This is a genomic window from Aliifodinibius sp. S!AR15-10 (assembly GCF_031569985.1).
Classification (GTDB): Bacteria; Bacteroidota; Rhodothermia; order Balneolales; family Balneolaceae; genus JAMQKA01.
Genome location: NZ_JAMQKA010000007.1, coordinates 50161 through 68591, shown reverse-complemented (window position 1 = coordinate 68591; position 18431 = coordinate 50161). Strand labels below are relative to the sequence as shown.

The following is an 18431-nucleotide window of genomic DNA, read 5'->3' as shown; positions in this document are numbered from 1 at the left end:
CTGTAGATTAATTGTCTTGTATATTTATTGGAGAAAATCGTTTGTGCCATGTAGATGTTATATATCGGCCGGGTGATCCTGAAGTAGCTTTAAACTTATCTTTGCTCTGAAGAACCACTTCGATCTCTATCTGCCTGATATCTTCCGGGTTGGCAACGGGTGTAGACATTGGTGTTGTACTGCCTACCGTATCGTAATAGCTGAGACTGAATTTTGTGACCCCAAGCGTGATGTCTGTTTTGTTAATTGTTGTTGAGCCCAGAACGATAAGGCGCGTCAACACGTAGTCGTTGGGGTTGGAGGTGGAGCTTACAGAGGAGGTCCCAAACGTCCAGGTCACCGTCTCCGCGTCGTTGGAGCTGTCATTGTCGATATTTGACATGAAGACAATTTTGTTGGAGTCTGCTGACTGAATCGGGTTGTTAATTTTGCCCATCCAGTTGTACCCGATTTTGGCAAAATCATGAGAAACCATGTCTGCCACGGTATTCACATGCTGCTTCATATTCCGCTGCAGTGCCAACTCTGTACTGTTTTGCGAGATGCTGAAATTCATTGTCAGAATGGACAAAAGCACCATTCCACCTATAACAAAACTGGTAATATACGCGGTATTCATAATAGACTGCCTTTTTCTTTAATCAGCATAATAGTTTCGAATGTAGGTGAACTCATAATCAATCGGTTCATCTGACGTATTCGTTAAATACTTGTTCTCTACTTTGACGTAGATCTTTTTAAAATTCGTTTTATAGGATGTGGAGTCATATGTGGTAGCATCCGCATATCGTACTTTAACGGATAATTTATAGTCGATATCTTCTACAGTGATGGTATCTCCCCATCCATCGTAGTCGTCAAAGTCGTCAAATGTTGTACGATCGGTATCATCTTCTCCTTGAGTACCCTCATCAGATCGTTTGGTACCAAAAATACTTGCGGCAGTAAAGTGGTCTGGTGTTTTGACGGGCGGAATACCATCAACCGTCATTTCATCAAACGCCACGGAACGGGATTCCTCAATGATATTTTGCGCTACCGCGATCACCTCTTTTTCAAGTTCGCCTTCAACCTGAAGCTGGGTATTACGGTGCATCATGCGGTTGGCACTTAGCAAGATCAGGGAAAAGACAAGCATCCCTGCCATCGTATAGATAACTTCAGAATAGCCAATCATAACTGTAGATGTTTATTGCAACTTTTATTTAGTATATAAAAATAATCTAACCTTTATAACTCTTTTATTACTATTAATACAATATTAGCAAGAATTCAGTACAAGATTCAGTTAAATTTCACTAACATAAATGCATACTACCACGCGAAACTGTCAAAATACAGGACATCCAGTTCCTGTTCGCGGGACTGGAGTTTCAATGTTCGTGGTACGTGCTCTCGCTTCACCTTCTCTGGTGTAACAATGATGTAATTGTAATTAAGTTGGTCGCCTCTCGTGGTCGCTCCAAAGTCAACGGTAGTCTCATATATACTGTCGGCCGGGGCGATATCCTGCAAATAGTTTTTTTGTGATCTGTTCAAAGGATACAGGTTTCCCTGAATGTAGATTTGATCCCTGCCCGGCACAAACACGCTGTCTTCAAGTTGGGGAGTCAAATTAACTCTAAATGTAATTTTGCTCTGTCCAAAGGCCTGCACAGCATCTGCCAGCAGTAGAATGACGGCAAGAGTTGTGAATTTAAGCATTGATCTGGTAATCGATTTTTGGGCTATAGTCTTTTTTTCCATTGTGCTATTGTATTTGTTGTACCGGTTTCTCTTTCCAATAAATTTCGGAAAATGTGCTAACCCGGGGATAAAATGGGGGAAAGGTGCTGGCTAGCATCCGAGAAGTTACTATTTCCAGCGGATTTGAGAAATTGGTCAATTCCCCAATGACATTCTTTTTTCCAGTTGAAATAAGTAGCTTGACTGCACAAAGAGCAGGGAAAAGGCGGATAGCCCCCCATCAGATAATCACTCATAGCCCCGGCCTGTAGATTTATTTTACTGTCTTTAACTACTAATAAAGAGTAGAGGGAGTTACAAATGTTACAGATTATTAATCTTTCTCTCCTCAATTAGTAGTCGGTCTTTCTTGATTCACTATTAATTTAGCAAGCAGGAAGGTAAGTTGTTGTTAGGAATGGATAATGAAGATGAGAAATACGTTAAGAACGTTGGAACTACTTAATGAAGGTGAGTTTCTTCGTAAACTGTTTGTCGCCCGCTCGCATTACACAGATATACACACCGCTGGCCAGGCTCTGGGGATTCCATTCTACCTTATGGAAATCGGCGGGTAAATTCTTATCAACCACGGTTTCGACTTTCCGTCCCAGGATGTCGTAGATTGTAATTTGAACATGGCCTTCAATCGGGGTGTCAAAAACGACGTTCGTGTAATCCATAAAGGGATTCGGGTAGTTGTTGCGAAGGGCATACTCATCGGGCAGTCCTTCAGCATCGGCACCGGGGTTGATACTAATGGAAAAGCGGGCATCGTTGCCAGCACGTGCTTTGCCTGGGACAGGGGCGTTCACGAGCTGAAAGCTTTCCATGCTATTTTGTATTGGCGCTTTTGATTTTGCCTGTGCGAAGTCAAAACTGTAGAAGGAGTTTTTCCTCAGATCAATTTTTTTGCCTGTCTGATGGTCCTCCAGGATAATCGTCCATGCGTCGGGGACCTCACCGACATTGGGCCACGAGAGGGTATATTCTCCATTTATGGGCTCTCCATCTTTAAAGCCCCCCAAGTGCAGGGGAATGGTAATCTCTTTGCCGAAACTTCGCGACAGGTTGTTGATCGCCAGCTCAGTTCCGTTTTCGAGTGTGGTAAAGAGCTCGAGGTATGTATCTGTTTCAAATGGCAACAGGCGAAACGCATCACGTTTGTCTTTGCCCGTTTTGCCGTCAGGGGAGAGGGTGATATGGGTCGACTGCTGCAGGGTATCGGCCTCAAGGAGGAATGCAATCGAAGCCGGCCGTTTGCCTTCTTTTCCCTTGAATGTACCCCCGGTTGTTTTTACCGACTTGTCCACCGAAAGGGTTGGGGTGCCGTCTCCATTTGCCTTCACCCAGAACGCCTGGAAAGGCTGGATAAGACCGTTCCGCAGGGATCCGTCGATCCCGTTCCAGGTTTTGTAGGTGTTGGTGGAGGTATCCCAGACATAAATAACATTGTCCATGTTGGTTTTTGTCCAGCCGCTGGCGTCCCAGTCAAGGCTAGCCGCCCAGGGATTACCCACAAGGTTCCAGCCGGTGTCGGCTTCTGCGGTATAGGTGACCGAGGAAAAGTTAAAGGAGTTGCTTGAATACTGGTATTCCTGGCCGCTGATATTCAATGTTACAGGGATTGAGTCGTTGTAGTCAGAATCACCGCTGACATCTCCAAAAACGTAAAAGAAATAACCGCGTCCCAGCGAATCGGGGTTGGAGCCCTGCACGGTATTGCTGATATCAGCAGGGGCACGCCAGCGCTGGTTATCCGTACCGGAGATCGTCTCGTTATAGTACAGCAGGTTCGGCTGTCGGGTGGGATAGTCGGATCCTGTGATACCCTGTACTGTAAGCTCATCGAAGAGATCTGAAAAGCTGGTGTTAATGGGGGCGCTCATCATACGCCACCCCGATTGACCGCTGATCGCCCTTCGGATTTGGAGTGTACCGTTGTTATAAACCTGGTTTGGTGCGATAAGGCTTTTCCCTGAATTGATAATGAGGTTGCCGTTCTCCAGGGTTAGTGTACCATCAACGATGATATCTTCAAATGTCCGCACCCCGTGATCATTATTAATGACCGTATTTTTCATCTGGCTCAGGTTCAGGATCTGTTGTTGCGACAGGTTGGCTGCGGTTGGATCCTGGCCCAATCGAACGCCGAAAATAACGGTTCCCTGGCTGGCATCGATATTTGTCAGATCGGTGTTACCACCCAGCACCAGGGCGTTGTCATTTATGAGCAGGGTTCCACCTCCCTGTATTTTTTGGCCTACATCAAGAGTGTCATTAGCTCCCGTATTGAGCTCAAAAGTTTGGTCTGTGTCAATTGTCAGTACTGCGGTGTCGATTAGGTCATTGCTGGCGTCCGCATTCACACTGTTTTTAATATTCAGGTTTTGCGCCAGAAAGTCTGTTGTCGATATGGTCTGGGGCGTACTGCCGTTTAGCGTGATTTGAGAGTTCGTTGTACGAGCCAAAAAGGTGCCCAGCGAAATGTCTCCTGCAATATCGATCGATGTTGAGGCGCCGGCCGTAAAGCTCCCTGATCCCACAAAGTTTCCGCCCACCGTGATCTCCGTATTATCTTCAATATTCAGTGTCCCATCTATGGTGGTATTTCCAGAAACAGTAATCGCATTTCCACCGTAGAGCGTGACATTTGCACCGGCCTGTACCTCAAAGCTCCCAACGCTTATGTTTAGGTCAAGCACCGGCAAGTCGGTCACATTGGGAATAACAACAAAATCTTCGCTTCCGGGAACGGTTCCCTGGGACCAGTTTTCAGCATTGGTCCAGTCGGTAGCTACGGTTCCGGGGCCAGTGGCATCGCCCTCCCAGGTATTGGGTACAACGATATCGACGGTGGCCGTTTGATTTATATGGGTGGGAGAGGAGCCGAATGTAGCTGAGATTTCAACAAGTTCTACGGTATTTGTAGCTATCAGCGTGTCTCGATAAAGCCCCTGCGAAGCGCTAAAAGGGATATTACTTCCATTCGCCAATGAAGCATCCGGCGACCCGCTTGAAGGGGAACCGTTGAGCTCAAGCTGTTCCAGGCTCAGAGATACCGGTGTCTGTTGGTACACTCTGTTTTGGTATTGATCCCTGAGAATGATCGTAATTACTGCTTCGGAGGCCGTAGCGTTTTGAAGCACGTCTGGTGAGGCGGTAAGCTGGGATGTTGATGCATCAGGGCTGTTGGCAATAATGATAAATGAGCTGCTGGTTCCCGAAACCTCAAAGAGGTCGTCAGCAGTGACGGTAAGCGTGGCGTTGGAGTCCGCTTTGGTCAATTCAATCGTGTGATTAAGCAGCTCACCATTTGCAAAGCTGGCCGTGCCTCCCGCGTTAAGTACTGAGTTGGTAGTGAATGTTACAGAACCGTCAAAGGTCGGCACCACGTTGCCTTGCCCGTCAACGGCCTGAACATCAATATCAAACGGCACGCCCGCAGTTTGAGTGGCTGGAGTGCCGCCGGACTGGGGTAGTGAGATCGCGAAGCTAGTAACTTCACCGGCTTCAAAATTAACAGTCGCATCATCTGAAAGATTTTGTGAATTGACCGTACCGGTAATAGTCGCAGTTACGCCAGCCGTGGTTGATGATGTCAACACCGCGGTGTAGGTACCATCGCCCTGGTCGGTTGCTGTTGTAGTAGTTCCACCTCCTGGAAATGTCCCTGCCGTCGTCGACAATTCCACCGTTTCTCCACCACTGGTCAGGTTGTTGCCGTACTCGTCTTTGAGCTGCACGGTAATGGTAGATGTGCTGGTGCCATCCGCTGTAATACTGGTCGGATCGGCGGTAATAGTTGAAGCAGAGAGGCCGATGGTTGCCGAAGGAGTGACGCTAAAACTATTACTCTGCCCGGAAATATCCTGTGACTGATCGGCATATATGCGGGTTGAGCCAGATGAGGTGAGCGTGATGGCAGTATCAAGCACCCCGCTTTGGAAGTTATCGGTCGTAAAACTGGAGACTTCTGAACCCTGTAATAGGATGGTGGCATCGGCCATAACCTCAACAGTGCCGGTAAAATCCGTTTTGATGTCGCCATTACCATCCCTGGCCGTTATCTGTATATCAAAGGGGGTGCCAGCCTGCTGCTGCCCGATGTCGGTTCCATCGGGAGCGGTAATTTCGTACCGGGCAAGTGCATCAGCGCTTATGATCAGGAAGGTATTGCTCAACACGGGTGAAGAGATGCCACTGAATTGGCTGGTTAGCTGTGCTTCACCCAGGGTGGCACTGGCGGTTAGATTCAGGTTGCCAAAGGTAGCGATTCCATCGGCGTCGGTGGTTCCAGAGAGCGTCGAACTGCCATCTAAAAATGGTTCATTGTCAATGGTAACGGTGGTTCCACTTGTTTGTACTTTGTTGCCATACTCATCCAACAACTGCAGCGTGACAGCCGGGGTGATGGTGCCGCCCTGAGCGGTATTCGTGGGCTGTTGTGCAAAAGACAGGTCGGATGCAGCCGTGGGATCTACGATCACCTGGTTGGATATTTTCGAGGTCATACCGCTACTTTCAAATCGCAGTGTAATTGTGTCGGCAATCGTCGCATAGAGATCGGTAAAGGTGATCTCACCACCTGATGCAGTCTGCGTGAGTGTGCCGGAGAGGCTGCCGTCCCCGGAGTTAATGCTTGCGGTAACCTGCGTGGAATTATCGGTGGTTACTTTATTACCGAACTGATCCTGGAGAAATATTACGGGCTGCGTAGCAAAAGCGCTACCTGCCGTGGCACTCCCGGAGGGCTGCGTGTTGATGATCATTTCATCAGCTGACCTCGGTAGAACGGTGATCGTTCCTGAGGGAGTAGAGGTGGTCCCGCTGTAGGAGGCCTGTATCTCTGCTGTCCCGGTTTGTTGAGAGGAGAAAGTCGCACTCTTAAGGTCGGCGGAGCTTGCTGTTTGTTGCACATCGCCCGTGCTGTTAATGACGCTCCAGTCTCCCTCACTATCCAGCGCTATATTTTCGATGAAATTGTCGCCGACGTCGCGGGCAATGGAGTAGACGGTTATCGACTCTCCCGCAAAAATATCCTGGCTGGGTACAACCTGTCCGCTGCCGTCAGAGGCGGTTTCAACTCTTACCTGGCTTATTGCTCCCACAGCCGTACTAAGATCGCCATAGTTGACGTCGGGCCCGGTGGTCCCGGTATTGCTGATCTGGCCCGTTGTGGGGACGTCAGTTGTACTTGGGCGCAGCTCCAATCCCTGGATCTCTACGCGGCCCGGCCCCTGTCCGTTTCCCTGTGTTTGACTTTCAGTGTCTACCGTAAAGGTGGCTTCCTGTGCTGTTATAGAGGAGAAACTAACTGCAAGTTTGGTGTTGGCCGCACCGGTAGGGGTAATGGTAATGGTGATATCGCCTGATGTCATTGCATCATTCCAAACGAAACCGCTGGGCAGGGTTAGAACAATAGTGCCACCCTGGGCAAGTTGTCCAGAGGCTGTTTCTCGTATCGTGGGACCGTCAAGCGGAGAGAACCCCTGGGTAGCTACCGAGTCGATGGAAAGACCCGTTCCACCAGATGCTTTGATCACATCTGCTGTCTGCCCATATAAATGGGGCACAGAGGCGGTTAAAAATAATATGAGTAGCGGGAGACCAACAGCCCACTTTTTTACAGATCCCATAGATGATACTATATGTTGATATATCAAGCCGTTGCCGTGAAGATAATCATCAAAATGTTACAGATGCGCAATTATTAACAAATATTAAATTAGAATGGTTTAATGAGGCCTTTGCAGAACCACACCATGTGAAATTGTCATCGCGTCCGCCAGCTGGCGGATTTCGGGGCGTGGCGATCCCCACACGAGGGGAGATTGCCTCCCGACAGCTGTCGGGATCATTTCATTCGCTCCATCACGCCAGTAGTCGGACACGGTTCGCAATGACATAGGGTTTTGCAAAGCCCTCTTAATGGGGAATAGAAGACCGGGGATTGGGAACCGCCCCGGATCGTGGGTATTCCCTTACCTGCTCCGTTTCCCGGTTCCGTTAACTACAGCCTCTCTGCACTTACTTCATCGTCTGCCTGATATGAACATATCAGGCGATACGATATTATTATATCGAGCACCGTGATATTACTATATCGTGCTGCATGATATTACTATATCGCAGAGTATGATATTACCATATCGGACCTCATGATATAGTCATATCACACACCATGATATACTAATATCATACACCCAGGAGTTATAAGCACCAATAGGCGGAGCAGTATACTCAATCAGGAGATGCTTGAGGGATAGAGAATGTGAGATAGGCTACCGGGAGGCAATCATCTTTTTGGAGGTTTATTCCCGTTATGGCATTCATTTTTTCAGTGAAAAAAATCCGCCGGTGGGCGGACTAGCGAACTGTCTATCAAAAAAATCACCGCTGGAGTAAATTGTCGCTGCGTTCGCTCTGCCTCCACTAAAACCATTTAACTCGCTCCGCTGAGATACGCGGAACTCAGACAGAAATGGTTTCTGAACGCTACAGTTCCGGCACTTTACCCAAGAAAAAGTTTCGAAGGGTGGAGGGAGGTGCTTTAGACTTTCTGACTTTAGACTTTAGGACTTTAGGACCTTCGACTTGTATTCGACGCCACAATAAGTCAACAGCTCAACAGCAAAACACGGAAGCCCTATTTTATAAGCGTAAGCTTTTTTGTAAATGTCCCTTCAGGAGTGGTGAGTCGGTAGAAGTAAACACCGCTGGGATAACCCGAGGCATTCCAGTTAACAGAGTGTTGGCCGGCACTGTAGGATTGTTGATTGATAAGTGTGGCAACCTCCCGGCCCAGCATGTCATAAATGGTCAGACTTACCTCGCTCTGTATCGGCAGGTTGAACTGGATGGTGGTGCTGGGATTAAATGGGTTGGGATAATTTTGTTGCAACGAAACCTCGGAGGGCAGCGCGGCTCCTTCTGTCCCGGGATTAACCGTTAGGATAAACCGGGCCTGGTCAGGAGAGACGCGCGTCAGAATTTTATAGGATTTACGCTTGCCACTCTTCTGCATTTTTCCTTTTTGTTTGGAGGGGGGCAGGCGGAACGCGTAGCTGGATTGTTGCGAGATATCGATTTTTTTATTTGTTGCCCCGTCGGTCAGTGTGATAGTCCAGGAGCTGGGAATCTGCTCTACGCTGGGCCACGACAGGGTTACCTGTTGATCCCCTGCATTTTTATCTGAGTTAGCTAATTGAACGAACTGTGCGTGCAACGGGATTTCGTAAGATGCTCCAAATTCCCGTGGAACCGTATTGATAGAGTACCGGTTACCATCTTCATCCAGTGAATAAAGCTGCAGGTAAGAGGAAACATCGGGAGGGGGGAGCAGGCAAAAAGCGTCACCGGGATCTTTTCCACGCCGGGCATCTTGCGTAAAAGAAACAAACAGATTCGAACTCCGGTTCTTGTGCGAGAGATTAAATGCAATTCTCGGGTTGTCAGGGTAGATATGCTTCCCAACAAAATTTCCGCCAAACGTCTTGGCCTCCTCATTCACGGTTAAAGCAGGATTGCTTCCATTAGCCTTTACCCAGAATGCCTGGAATGGTGGAATCAGTCCACTGCCCAGGCTGCCGGTGTTCCCATTCCAGGTTTTGTATGACCCGGTCGAGGGATCCCAGACATAAATGGTGTTGTCCATATTGGTTTTGGTCCAGTGGGTATTGTCGTCCCAGTCGATGGCAGAGGCAAACGGATTTCCCACCAGGTTCCACCCGGAATCCGCATTGGTCGTAAATGTATTCTCAAGTTCAATATCCGTTCGGGTTACATCAAATGACACATCGCCGCCGGAGCCCGTGAACTCTTGTCCCCGTACCGTCAGGGTATCGGGCAGGGCGTTGTTGTACCGGTTATCTTCAGGTACAGAACCAAAAAAGTAGACAAACATTCCCTGTCCTGCCGTTAGGCTATTCGTAGCATCGCCAGGGGCACGCCAGTGCTGGTTGTCGGTTCCGGCGACATCCTCCAGGTAGTATAACACATTCGTTTGAAGGGAGTTTTGATTGCCATCCTGGAGTCCAAACTGTGAGTTGGTATATCCCTGGGTCACAGTGCTGTCGAGCAGATCCCGGTAGGTAGAAGCGATAGGAGACGAAAGTGCTCTCCATCCCTGGTTACCCGAAATAACCCGGTTGAAAATGAGATCCCCGTTGCCGATCGATCTGTTGTTGGCAATTAATTGCTTGCCCGAAGGAAAGATTAACGGCCCGTCGGTCGGGTAGAGGGTACCGTTGGTTCGCAGGTTGTCCTGGACTTCAACGCCGTATACACTATTGATGCGAAGATCCTTCACCGTGACGGGTAGTCCTGAACCGGTTTTTTGCTGGCCATTGCCATTGTAGATGTAGTTCGCGGAAGAGCTGTAATTTCTTGTGGAGGTCTGGATATTGCCCTCATTGGAACCTTCTGCCTCAATTCCGTTCGGGGAACCAATTTTTAGCGTTCCCCCACCCTGCAGGTCGAATGTTCCCGAACCGCTGATCGTTAGTTGCCCCAGGGTCAGTGTATCGCCGCTTGCGATTTCCAGCGTACCGGCTCCGTTAATTGTCAGCTCGGCCATATTGGAAATGTCCTGGGTTGAACCAAGTGTGATCGTGTGGCCATTAGCGATGATCACTTCCTCATCGTCCTGGGCATTGGGTATGGCACTGGCGGCGGCACCGGCATGACTTTCCGTTGACCATGAGTCGGGATCATCCCAGTCGCCGCTGGCTCTGCTGTAGTAGGTTGCATCCACCATCAGGTGAAAACGTTTGGTATGGTTGTTGGACATTTTACCACCGTCTTCTGATTTAACATTCTGGGAAACCGACAGCGTGTATTCCACATTATCACTCAATGGGGAGACATGAAGCGTCACCGTAGAGTCATTGGCGTGGAATGTTGCACCAGAGATCGTAACCCCGTTGTCGATAGAATAGTTGGATGCGTTGCCAGTGCTTGCCTCATCCATGGGCTGGTCGAAGGTTACAAGCACTTCAGTAGTGGATGGAGTTGAAATTGCATAGACAAACGGTTCCTCACTTTGCACATCTCCCTGGTTGTCGAGGTCGCCCCGCACATCGATATTGTCGTTACCCTGCACGTCCACCTGTCCATCCTCTTCAACCGACATATTATTTTCGATAATAATAGTATTTCCACTGGACCCATCGGTTTGAACGGAGGAGCCCGACTTGACTACCACATTATAAAATTCAACATCATTATTGCCGGCATTTATCGTCTGTTTGCCATCTCCGCTGAAGGTGACCGTACTGGTTCCCGGATCGAAATCACCGCCGTTTTGTACCGTCATATCACCCTTAAGCTCGATTTGGGAATTTCCTGCATCCACGGTACCCCCGTTGGTGAATGAGGCATTACCCCCAATGTTCATTGAGCCGTTGGTTAAGGTGAAGCTCCCGCCGTTTTGCAGGGTGGCATCTCCGGTAACATTAACACTGCCGTTGTCAACAGACAGGTTGCCGTTATTCTGGAAGTCGGCATCTCCTTGAACATCCAGGGAGCCATTCTGCACATAAACATTACCGTCACTTTCTACTGTCAGGCCCGCATTTAGATTTACTGTGCCTGAGCCCATATTCAGCGTACCATTGTTGCGCACATAAGTGCTCCCGTTAAACGTGATGGTCCCGGTATCTAAATTGACAACACCTCCACTTTGTATCTCTGCCGTATTTTGAAACATGGTGTTGCCGTCATCTCCATTGAAGGTACCATTAATTTCGGCGGTGTTCGTGACAGTGACTGTGGCGGTTTCTACATTAAATTCCTTGCCCGAGGGCAGGTTGAAATTAGCATTTACAGTGACGGTTCCCGATCCCGCGTTGAATCCATCGCCTTTGATTTCAATATCCACATCACTTGTAAAGCTGCCGGAGTTCATGTCGATAACTGAATTATTGTATGACATGCTGAAATTGCCACCGGAAAGATATACGTTGCCACCGGTATTGATATAGAGCTTGCTGCCACCGTTCATGGTCAACCCGTTGGTGATGGTCAACGTTTTGCTATTACTAACGGTAAGTTCGCCGCCGCTCCAGTTGGAAATAGTGAGGCTGGCTATCGTCACATCTTGATTGGAGATTACAGGGTAGGGATTGCCATTTGAGGGGCTGATGGTCACTGAGTAGCCCGGACCGGGAACACTGCTGGATGACCAGTTGGTAGGATCGTTCCAGTCGGAATTTGGGGCATTTCCAGTCCATGTGGCACTTTGGGCCGCGGCCGGTTCCACAAACGAAATAAGAATAAAACAGGCCGCCAAGAAGGACACTATCACGGCCGGTCTTGGAGCTTTGGAAAAGCCATCTGATTTGTTCCGCTTGTTGAACATGGTACCGCAGATTCTATTCCCGCTTGCAAATTGACCGCCCCGAATATATTTAAATCTGGTGAAGATAACAGCAATAATAAGATTGTGTAATACTTCTGAGGGCCATTAAATGAATTCTAATGTTTCCCGGATTTTTTTTCGTTTGGGATGAAATTGTACCTTATTGTTGTAAGCAAACTTTCACTACTTAGTAGTTCTGTTATATCCTCCTCTGTTTATTAGTATCGGGAGGCAAGAGGCAATCTTAAATGTACTGTGATTTATGAGGTGTATTGTTTTGGGGGCCAGCGGACAGCTTGGCCGGGAATGGATAAAAAAGCTGAATGAGTCTGAATCGTCCACATTTGATTACGTTAGGGGATTTAATTCAGCTCAGCTTGATATAACCGATCGTTCTTCCATGCTTGAGGTGATTGAGGGTGAAAAACCGGATGTAGTGGTCAACTGTGCCGCCTATACCCGTGTAGATGAAGCTGAAAAACGGAAAGAAATAGCGGAAAAGATAAACTGCAGTGCGGTCAGGCAACTTGCTGAAATGTGCAGGTCCCGGGATATCAAGCTGGTTCACTACTCCACAGACTATGTGTTTCCCGGAAGGAAGGAAGACCGACAGCGTTTCCCGGGTGGATACCCAGAGGATCACCAGACCTCTCCCGTTAACTGGTATGGCGCTACGAAGTTGAAAGGGGAGCAGGCGATCCGGCAGTCGGGGGCAGCACACCTGATTATTCGTGTTTCATGGCTGTGCGGGCAGTTCGGTGGAAATTTTGTCAAAACAATGCTGAAGTTGGCTGGAGAACGAGACGAACTGGATGTGGTAAATGACCAGTGGGGAAGTCCCTCTTTTACTGAAAATGTGGTAGAAAATAGCATGATTCTACTGAAAGAAAACAGTGAGGGCACGTTCAATGTGACGTCGAAAGGCATTACCAACTGGCATGAATTTGCCTGCCGAATATTTGAAATAATGGGTAAAGATATTCAAGTAAATGCTGTAACTTCCGATGCTTTTGAAACTGTGGCGACCCGACCCTCTTTTTCAAAGTTGAGTACTGATAAATTAGCCCGGGTAAAGGGTGCAAAGATTGTGAGCTGGGAACAGGGGCTGCAGCGCTTGTTAAATCAACTTAAAGCGGACTAATATTTTATGGAGTTTATCCCTACGAATATCCCAGATGTTATTTTAATCAAACCGAAAGTGTTCGAAGATGCCAGGGGTTTTTTCCTGGAGACCTATCGCAAAAGTCATTATAAGGAGCAGGGTATCAATGTGGATTTTGTGCAGGATAACATGTCGGCTTCCCAAAAGGGGGTTGTCCGGGGACTTCACTACCAAATTCGTGATCAGCAGGCAAAGCTGTTGATGGTGCCGAAGGGAAAGATATTGGATGTGGCGGTGGACCTTCGAAAGGGATCACCGACATTCGGCGAACATGTTTCGGCCATATTGTCGGGCAAAAACAAGCATCAGCTCTGCATCCCAACCGGCTTTGCCCATGGATACGCGGTGCTTGAGGATAATACGCTGGTTTCTTACAAATGTTCTTCCTACTATAATCCCGATGCAGAGAGAGGGCTTTTCTGGAATGATCCAGAGCTCGGTATAGACTGGCAGGTTACCGATCCCATTGTTTCTGAGAAGGATCAGCAGCAGCCAAAACTAAGTGAAATTTCAAATCAAGATCTTTTTGAGTACACATCATGAGAATTCTTATCACCGGTGGAGCGGGATTTATAGGTTCAAACCTGGTTCTGCATCTCTACGAAAAATATCCTGAATACCAACTTCTTAACATCGACAAGCTGACCTACGCCTCCGATCCAAGTCGTTTAAATTCGATTAAACAGTCCAATCGGTACCTTTTCAAAAAGGTGGATCTGGTTGATCGCGAAGCGGTGCGCGATATCCTTGATAAGTTTGATCCCCAGGGCGTTTTTCACCTGGCGGCAGAGTCGCATGTAGACAATTCCATAACCGGTCCGGAACCGTTCGTGCTCTCCAATGTTGTGGGCACATTCAACCTGCTGGAAGAGTGTAAACAGCTTTGGGATAAAAAGGAGGGTGGACTAAAGAAGAACCGTTTTTTGCACGTTTCCACTGATGAGGTATATGGCGAACTGGGGGAGGAGGGAAAGTTCTCTGAAAATACACCTTATGCTCCCAATTCACCCTACTCTGCTTCAAAAGCAAGCAGTGATTTCCTGGTTCGTGCCTATCATCATACCTACGGAATGAATGTTGTAACGACCAACTGCTCCAACAATTTTGGTCGATTCCAGCATGATGAGAAGCTTATTCCCACCGTCATCCGCAGTGCAATCAACCATGACAAGATCCCGGTTTACGGCAAGGGAGAAAATGTGCGGGATTGGCTGTATGTACAGGAGCACTGCCGGGCGCTGGACTTGGTGTTTCAGGAGGGAAAAGCCGGGGAAACCTACTGCATCGGCGGCGACAACGAGTGGAAAAATATAGACCTGGTTAAGAATATATGCCACATTCTAAATGAAGAGTTGGGCGAAGGACCCGACGGAGATTACCAAAACCTGATTGAATTTGTGACTGACCGACTGGGGCATGACTATCGTTATGCGATCGATACCACGAAGATAAGGACAGAACTTGGGTGGGAATCGAGCGATAATTTTGAAGAGAAGCTGCGGGAAACGGTCCTCTGGTATGTAGACCGGTTTAAGAAATAGAAAAAGATGACGTGCGACGCACTTCGGAAGTGCGTCGCACATGCTTCTATACAACGCGTTTACTCAAATCCTCAAACATAACCTCGGTGTGAAACTCCCCGTTTTCTCCCATTGGATCGATCTCTTTGGGCAGGGTGCGTACAAAAGCCTGGTCATATGCCTCTCCGACTTTGATATATTTCTGGAATTCCCCTTTAACAGCACTGATTTTAATCTGTACCGGCTTCAACAAAAGAACAGGCAGCAGGTCATGCAGGCTTTTTTCCCAGATGGGGAACAGGCATCGATAGCCCATTTCTCCGAACACCTGCTCCCGCCACTCCCGGATATCCTGCAGATGCCAGTCTCCAAAAACCAAGCGTTCAACCAGCTGTTGTTGTTCAGTTAAGGCTTCCTTTACTTTTTCCAGGTAGGTTTCATTAGGACAAGCTCGAGGGAGGGGCACTTCAATCAAGGACAAGCCGAGATGTTTTGCCTGGCGCCTGATATTTTTGAGTGGGAGTTCCTGGTGGGGTACATGTTTAGATTCCTCTTCATACGTAGTAAGCAGAGCCAGATCCTCTTTTTTCCCTATTTCCCGGTCATAAAATTCAAGGGCCAGGTATGAATCTTTGCCACCGCTCCAAAAAAGAATGTCCATAATAGTGTTCAGAAAAATTGGAGAATACACTACCAGATTATTCTGAATTCTGGCTGCAGTATTCTATATTCAGGTACTTGTTAAAAAGCGGAAAGTTTGAATCAAAATTCATAGAAAAAATGAGTAAACGCAATTATTGGCTAATGAAGTCGGAACCGGACGCTTACAGCATTGATGACCTCGAACGCGACGGGGTGGAGCCGTGGGATGGCATCCGAAATTACCAGGCGCGTAATTTTATGAAGGATGAGATGGAAACCGGTGATGGTATTTTGTTTTACCATTCGAATGTTCGTCCACCGGTGATTGTGGGAAGCATGGAAGTGGCCAGTGAGCCGTATCCCGATCCCACCCAGTTTGATCCCGACTCCAAGTATTTTGATGAAAAAAGCAGTGAAGAGGATCCGACCTGGGAGCTGGTGGATGTTAAATTTGTACAAAAATTTGAGAACCCGGTGACCCGTGATGCTATTAAAGAGGAGCCGTCATTGCAGGATATGGTGATCCTGAATCGATACCGTCTGTCAATAACACCGGTAACTGAGGAAGAGTGGCTCAAAATTCATGAGATGGCGGGTGCCGAGCCGAAGTAGGCAATATCAATGAACAGTGTGTTAGTGATCAGTTATCAAGGTAATGCTAAATAACGAATAACCACTCACAAATAATTACCGGCGTGTTGGGAGGGAGTGTACTTCCGACTAATACGTGGCACTAAAGAAATCAGCAGTGCCGACAAAAATTATAAATAAATAATGACGAGTAAACAGATCGGATGACGAAAGAGATAGAAGAAGTTTTTTTGCGGACCAAGGGCATTTTACCGGTCCAGAAATTACGTAAATTGGCCAAGGCGGGGATCATCCGCAGCGATTCCAACTACCCGCTGCAGGATAACCAGTTTCAACCCAACTCTATTGATCTCCGGCTGGGGGCGAAAGCCTACCGGGTGCGCTGTAGCTTTTTGCCCGAGGATGAGACCGTACAGAGCAAGGTGGACAAGCTCAAGCAGTACGAGTTTTCCATAGAAGACGGGGCCGTCCTGGAGCCCAATTGCGTTTACATTATTCCCCTTCTAGAGCAGCTCCACCTGCCGGGCCATGTGCCTCCTCAAAAGACGCTTTTCGATGGGGAAGAGGTCTCTGACCCTATTAAAATTGTATCTGACGAGCACCTCACGGCTAAGGCCAATCCCAAGAGTACTACGGGTCGCCTCGATATTTTTACCCGCGTTATTACAGACCATTCACACCGCTTTGAGGAGATACGCTCGGGCTACAGCGGCAACCTGTACCTGGAGGTTGTTCCCAAATCGTTTCCTATCCAGGTGCGGACCGGGCAGCGGTTGAACCAGCTGCGCATCCGCCACGGCTACACGCTTCTTTCCGACCAGGATATCTTGCGTACCCATCACTCTGACCCGCTCCTTTTTGATGAACAGGGAGATGCCATTCCGATGGATGAGATCAAGGTCAGCAACGGCCTCTTCATGAGTGTGAATCTGCATGGGGATGAAGGGCAGATTGTAGGATATAAAGCCAAAAAGCACCGCGACCTGATTAACCTGGAGAATGTGAACCACTACAGCGTTGAGGATTTTTGGGAACCGATTTACTATCAAAAGGACGACCACCTGATCCTTGAGCCGGAAGCGTTCTATATCTTTGCCTCCAAAGAGCGTTGCCGCATTCCCACACACCTGGCGGCAGAGATGATCGCCTATGACACCGGTTCGGGAGAGCTGCGCACGCATTATGCCGGCTTTTTTGACAGTGGCTTCGGAGGCTCGGCAGAAGCAGGCGGGGCAAGGGCTGTACTCGAGGTTCGGTCTCACGACGTTCCGTTTTTGATCGAAGACGGCCAGACCTTCTGCAGCATGAAATTTGAACCCAATACTGAAATTCCCGAATTCGTCTACGGTACTGAGATTAAAAGTAATTACCAGGGACAGGGATTAAAGCTAGGCAAACATTTCAAGCAGGAAGATGAGTAAGTACAGCGTCAAAAAATGTATTTGTCACGATCGAACTTTTCAAGAGATCAAAGATTACAGCCAGGAAAGGGGGATTTCCAGCATCGAGGAACTGCAAGCCGAACAGTATTGCAGCTGCCAGTGCAAGTTTTGTGTTCCGTACATTGAGATGATGTTTGAGACCGGTCAAACTGTCTTCGAGCCGGGGGCTTATCTTACTGAGAACTGAATAGCAGAAGCTTTCCTATGAATATTTTTTATGCTCCCCCGAACCAGATTAGAGGTAATCAAATTGAGCTTCTGGGACAGGAAGCCACCCATGTGTCCAAAGTGCTGCGCTATCGGGAAGAGGATGCTATTACCGTAGTGGATGGTCAGGGAGGCTGGTACGAAGGAATTATCAGCAGAATTTTACGTGACTCCATCCAGGTAACGGTTCAGAATTTTGAAAAAAAGCCGCGACGTGATCCCAGGCTGGCATTGGCCCTGGGAATCATTAAAAAGCGAGATCGCCTGGAGTTTGCTGTGGAAAAAGCAGTAGAGCTCGGCGCGAGTGAAATCGTCCTCTTCAGAAGTGAGCACACGGTCAAAGAAAATGTGAGGATGGATCGCCTGGAGTCCACCGTGCTTTCAGCAATGAAACAGAGCTTGCGAGCTTACCTGCCGCCTGTGACTGTTGTGCCCTCATTATCGAATCTCATCGACAAGTACAAAGATGCTAAGCTACTGGTTGCACATGAAAAAAAAGAAGGGGAGACAGGCGTCCCGGGAGTGCTGAAAGACAGTGGAGAACTGGTGCTTTTTGTTGGACCCGAGGGAGGATTTTCCGAGGATGAGATCACATTGCTAAAAAACAGGGACTCCGAAATAGTATCGCTGGGCAGCCATCGCTTACGCGCGGAAACAGCAGTTACCGCATTTTTGAGCCAGTTTCTTTAGCCCTAAGATCACCTCAAATTTCTCAAATTGAGATCAATAAAAAATGCGCGACCTGCAGGGCAGATCACGCACTTCAGAAGGTCAGGGCCTCC

General features: G+C 48.1%; 13 protein-coding genes. 7 read left to right on the top strand and 6 right to left on the bottom strand.

Annotated features, from left to right (window positions below; all coding sequences use genetic code 11):
- Positions 1-7: 7 nt before the first annotated feature.
- The 5 genes from NC796_RS06960 to NC796_RS06940 all read right to left on the bottom strand — a co-directional run bounded on the left by NC796_RS06960 (position 8) and on the right by NC796_RS06940 (position 12085).
- Positions 8-619 (bottom strand): hypothetical protein, encoded by a 612-nt coding sequence (locus NC796_RS06960; protein ID WP_310683358.1) that lies wholly within the window; start codon positions 617-619, stop codon positions 8-10.
- Positions 620-637: 18 nt separating this feature from the next.
- Positions 638-1177 (bottom strand): hypothetical protein, encoded by a 540-nt coding sequence (locus NC796_RS06955; RefSeq protein WP_310683356.1) that lies wholly within the window; start codon positions 1175-1177, stop codon positions 638-640.
- A gap of 137 nt (positions 1178-1314) precedes the next feature.
- Positions 1315-1746 carry a hypothetical protein gene (locus NC796_RS06950; RefSeq protein WP_310683354.1) on the bottom strand — a complete coding sequence of 144 codons (432 nt, stop codon included), beginning with the start codon at positions 1744-1746 and terminating at the stop codon, positions 1315-1317.
- Between the two features lie 437 nt (positions 1747-2183).
- Complete coding sequence (locus NC796_RS06945) at positions 2184-7364, bottom strand: invasin domain 3-containing protein (protein ID WP_310683352.1); 5181 nt, start codon at positions 7362-7364, stop codon at positions 2184-2186.
- 1010 nt (positions 7365-8374) lie between these two features.
- Positions 8375-12085: a T9SS type A sorting domain-containing protein gene (locus NC796_RS06940; RefSeq protein WP_310683350.1), complete on the bottom strand. Its 3711-nt coding sequence runs from the start codon at positions 12083-12085 to the stop codon at positions 8375-8377.
- Positions 12086-12347: 262 nt separating this feature from the next.
- Between NC796_RS06940 and rfbD the strand changes: the two genes are divergently transcribed.
- The 3 genes from rfbD to rfbB are packed head-to-tail and all read left to right on the top strand — an operon-like array spanning position 12348 to position 14788.
- Positions 12348-13226 carry a dTDP-4-dehydrorhamnose reductase gene (rfbD, locus tag NC796_RS06935; RefSeq protein ID WP_310683348.1) on the top strand — a complete coding sequence of 293 codons (879 nt, stop codon included), beginning with the start codon at positions 12348-12350 and terminating at the stop codon, positions 13224-13226.
- A 6-nt stretch (positions 13227-13232) separates the two neighbouring features.
- Complete coding sequence (gene rfbC, locus NC796_RS06930) at positions 13233-13790, top strand: dTDP-4-dehydrorhamnose 3,5-epimerase (RefSeq protein ID WP_310683346.1); 558 nt, start codon at positions 13233-13235, stop codon at positions 13788-13790.
- The gene (gene rfbB, locus NC796_RS06925; protein WP_409070357.1) at positions 13784-14788 is read left to right on the top strand and encodes a dTDP-glucose 4,6-dehydratase; all 1005 of its coding nucleotides are present in this window, start codon (positions 13784-13786) and stop codon (positions 14786-14788) included. Before rfbC ends, rfbB begins: the two co-directional genes overlap by 7 nt.
- Before the next feature lie 46 nt (positions 14789-14834).
- Here the strand turns inward: rfbB and NC796_RS06920 are convergent, their stop codons facing one another.
- Entirely contained in the window at positions 14835-15428 is a 594-nt protein-coding gene (locus NC796_RS06920) for a hypothetical protein (protein WP_310683341.1), read from the bottom strand.
- A 119-nt stretch (positions 15429-15547) separates the two neighbouring features.
- Here NC796_RS06920 and NC796_RS06915 point away from each other — a divergent pair, with 119 nt between their 5' ends.
- From NC796_RS06915 to NC796_RS06900, 4 genes are all read left to right on the top strand, one after another.
- The gene (locus tag NC796_RS06915; RefSeq protein WP_310683339.1) at positions 15548-16021 is read left to right on the top strand and encodes an EVE domain-containing protein; all 474 of its coding nucleotides are present in this window, start codon (positions 15548-15550) and stop codon (positions 16019-16021) included.
- Between the two features lie 182 nt (positions 16022-16203).
- Positions 16204-17421, top strand: a complete 1218-nt coding sequence (locus NC796_RS06910; protein WP_310683337.1) for a 2'-deoxycytidine 5'-triphosphate deaminase — start codon at positions 16204-16206, stop codon at positions 17419-17421.
- Positions 17414-17629: a hypothetical protein gene (locus tag NC796_RS06905; RefSeq protein WP_310683335.1), complete on the top strand. Its 216-nt coding sequence runs from the start codon at positions 17414-17416 to the stop codon at positions 17627-17629. The genes NC796_RS06910 and NC796_RS06905 overlap by 8 nt, the downstream gene beginning before the upstream one ends.
- A gap of 17 nt (positions 17630-17646) precedes the next feature.
- Positions 17647-18339: an RsmE family RNA methyltransferase gene (locus NC796_RS06900; protein ID WP_310683333.1), complete on the top strand. Its 693-nt coding sequence runs from the start codon at positions 17647-17649 to the stop codon at positions 18337-18339.
- Positions 18340-18431 lie beyond the last annotated feature (92 nt).

Coding starts and splice junctions, on each gene's coding strand:
- rfbD (WP_310683348.1), top strand. CDS start 12,348: ATGAGGTGTATTGTTTTGGGGGCCAGCGGACAGCTTGGCCGGGAATGG.
- NC796_RS06910 (WP_310683337.1), top strand. CDS start 16,204: ATGACGAAAGAGATAGAAGAAGTTTTTTTGCGGACCAAGGGCATTTTA.
- NC796_RS06945 (WP_310683352.1), bottom strand. CDS start 7,364: ATGGGATCTGTAAAAAAGTGGGCTGTTGGTCTCCCGCTACTCATATTA.
- NC796_RS06960 (WP_310683358.1), bottom strand. CDS start 619: ATGAATACCGCGTATATTACCAGTTTTGTTATAGGTGGAATGGTGCTT.
- rfbC (WP_310683346.1), top strand. CDS start 13,233: ATGGAGTTTATCCCTACGAATATCCCAGATGTTATTTTAATCAAACCG.
- NC796_RS06900 (WP_310683333.1), top strand. CDS start 17,647: ATGAATATTTTTTATGCTCCCCCGAACCAGATTAGAGGTAATCAAATT.
- NC796_RS06955 (WP_310683356.1), bottom strand. CDS start 1,177: ATGATTGGCTATTCTGAAGTTATCTATACGATGGCAGGGATGCTTGTC.
- NC796_RS06905 (WP_310683335.1), top strand. CDS start 17,414: ATGAGTAAGTACAGCGTCAAAAAATGTATTTGTCACGATCGAACTTTT.
- NC796_RS06915 (WP_310683339.1), top strand. CDS start 15,548: ATGAGTAAACGCAATTATTGGCTAATGAAGTCGGAACCGGACGCTTAC.
- NC796_RS06950 (WP_310683354.1), bottom strand. CDS start 1,746: ATGGAAAAAAAGACTATAGCCCAAAAATCGATTACCAGATCAATGCTT.
- NC796_RS06920 (WP_310683341.1), bottom strand. CDS start 15,428: ATGGACATTCTTTTTTGGAGCGGTGGCAAAGATTCATACCTGGCCCTT.
- NC796_RS06940 (WP_310683350.1), bottom strand. CDS start 12,085: ATGTTCAACAAGCGGAACAAATCAGATGGCTTTTCCAAAGCTCCAAGA.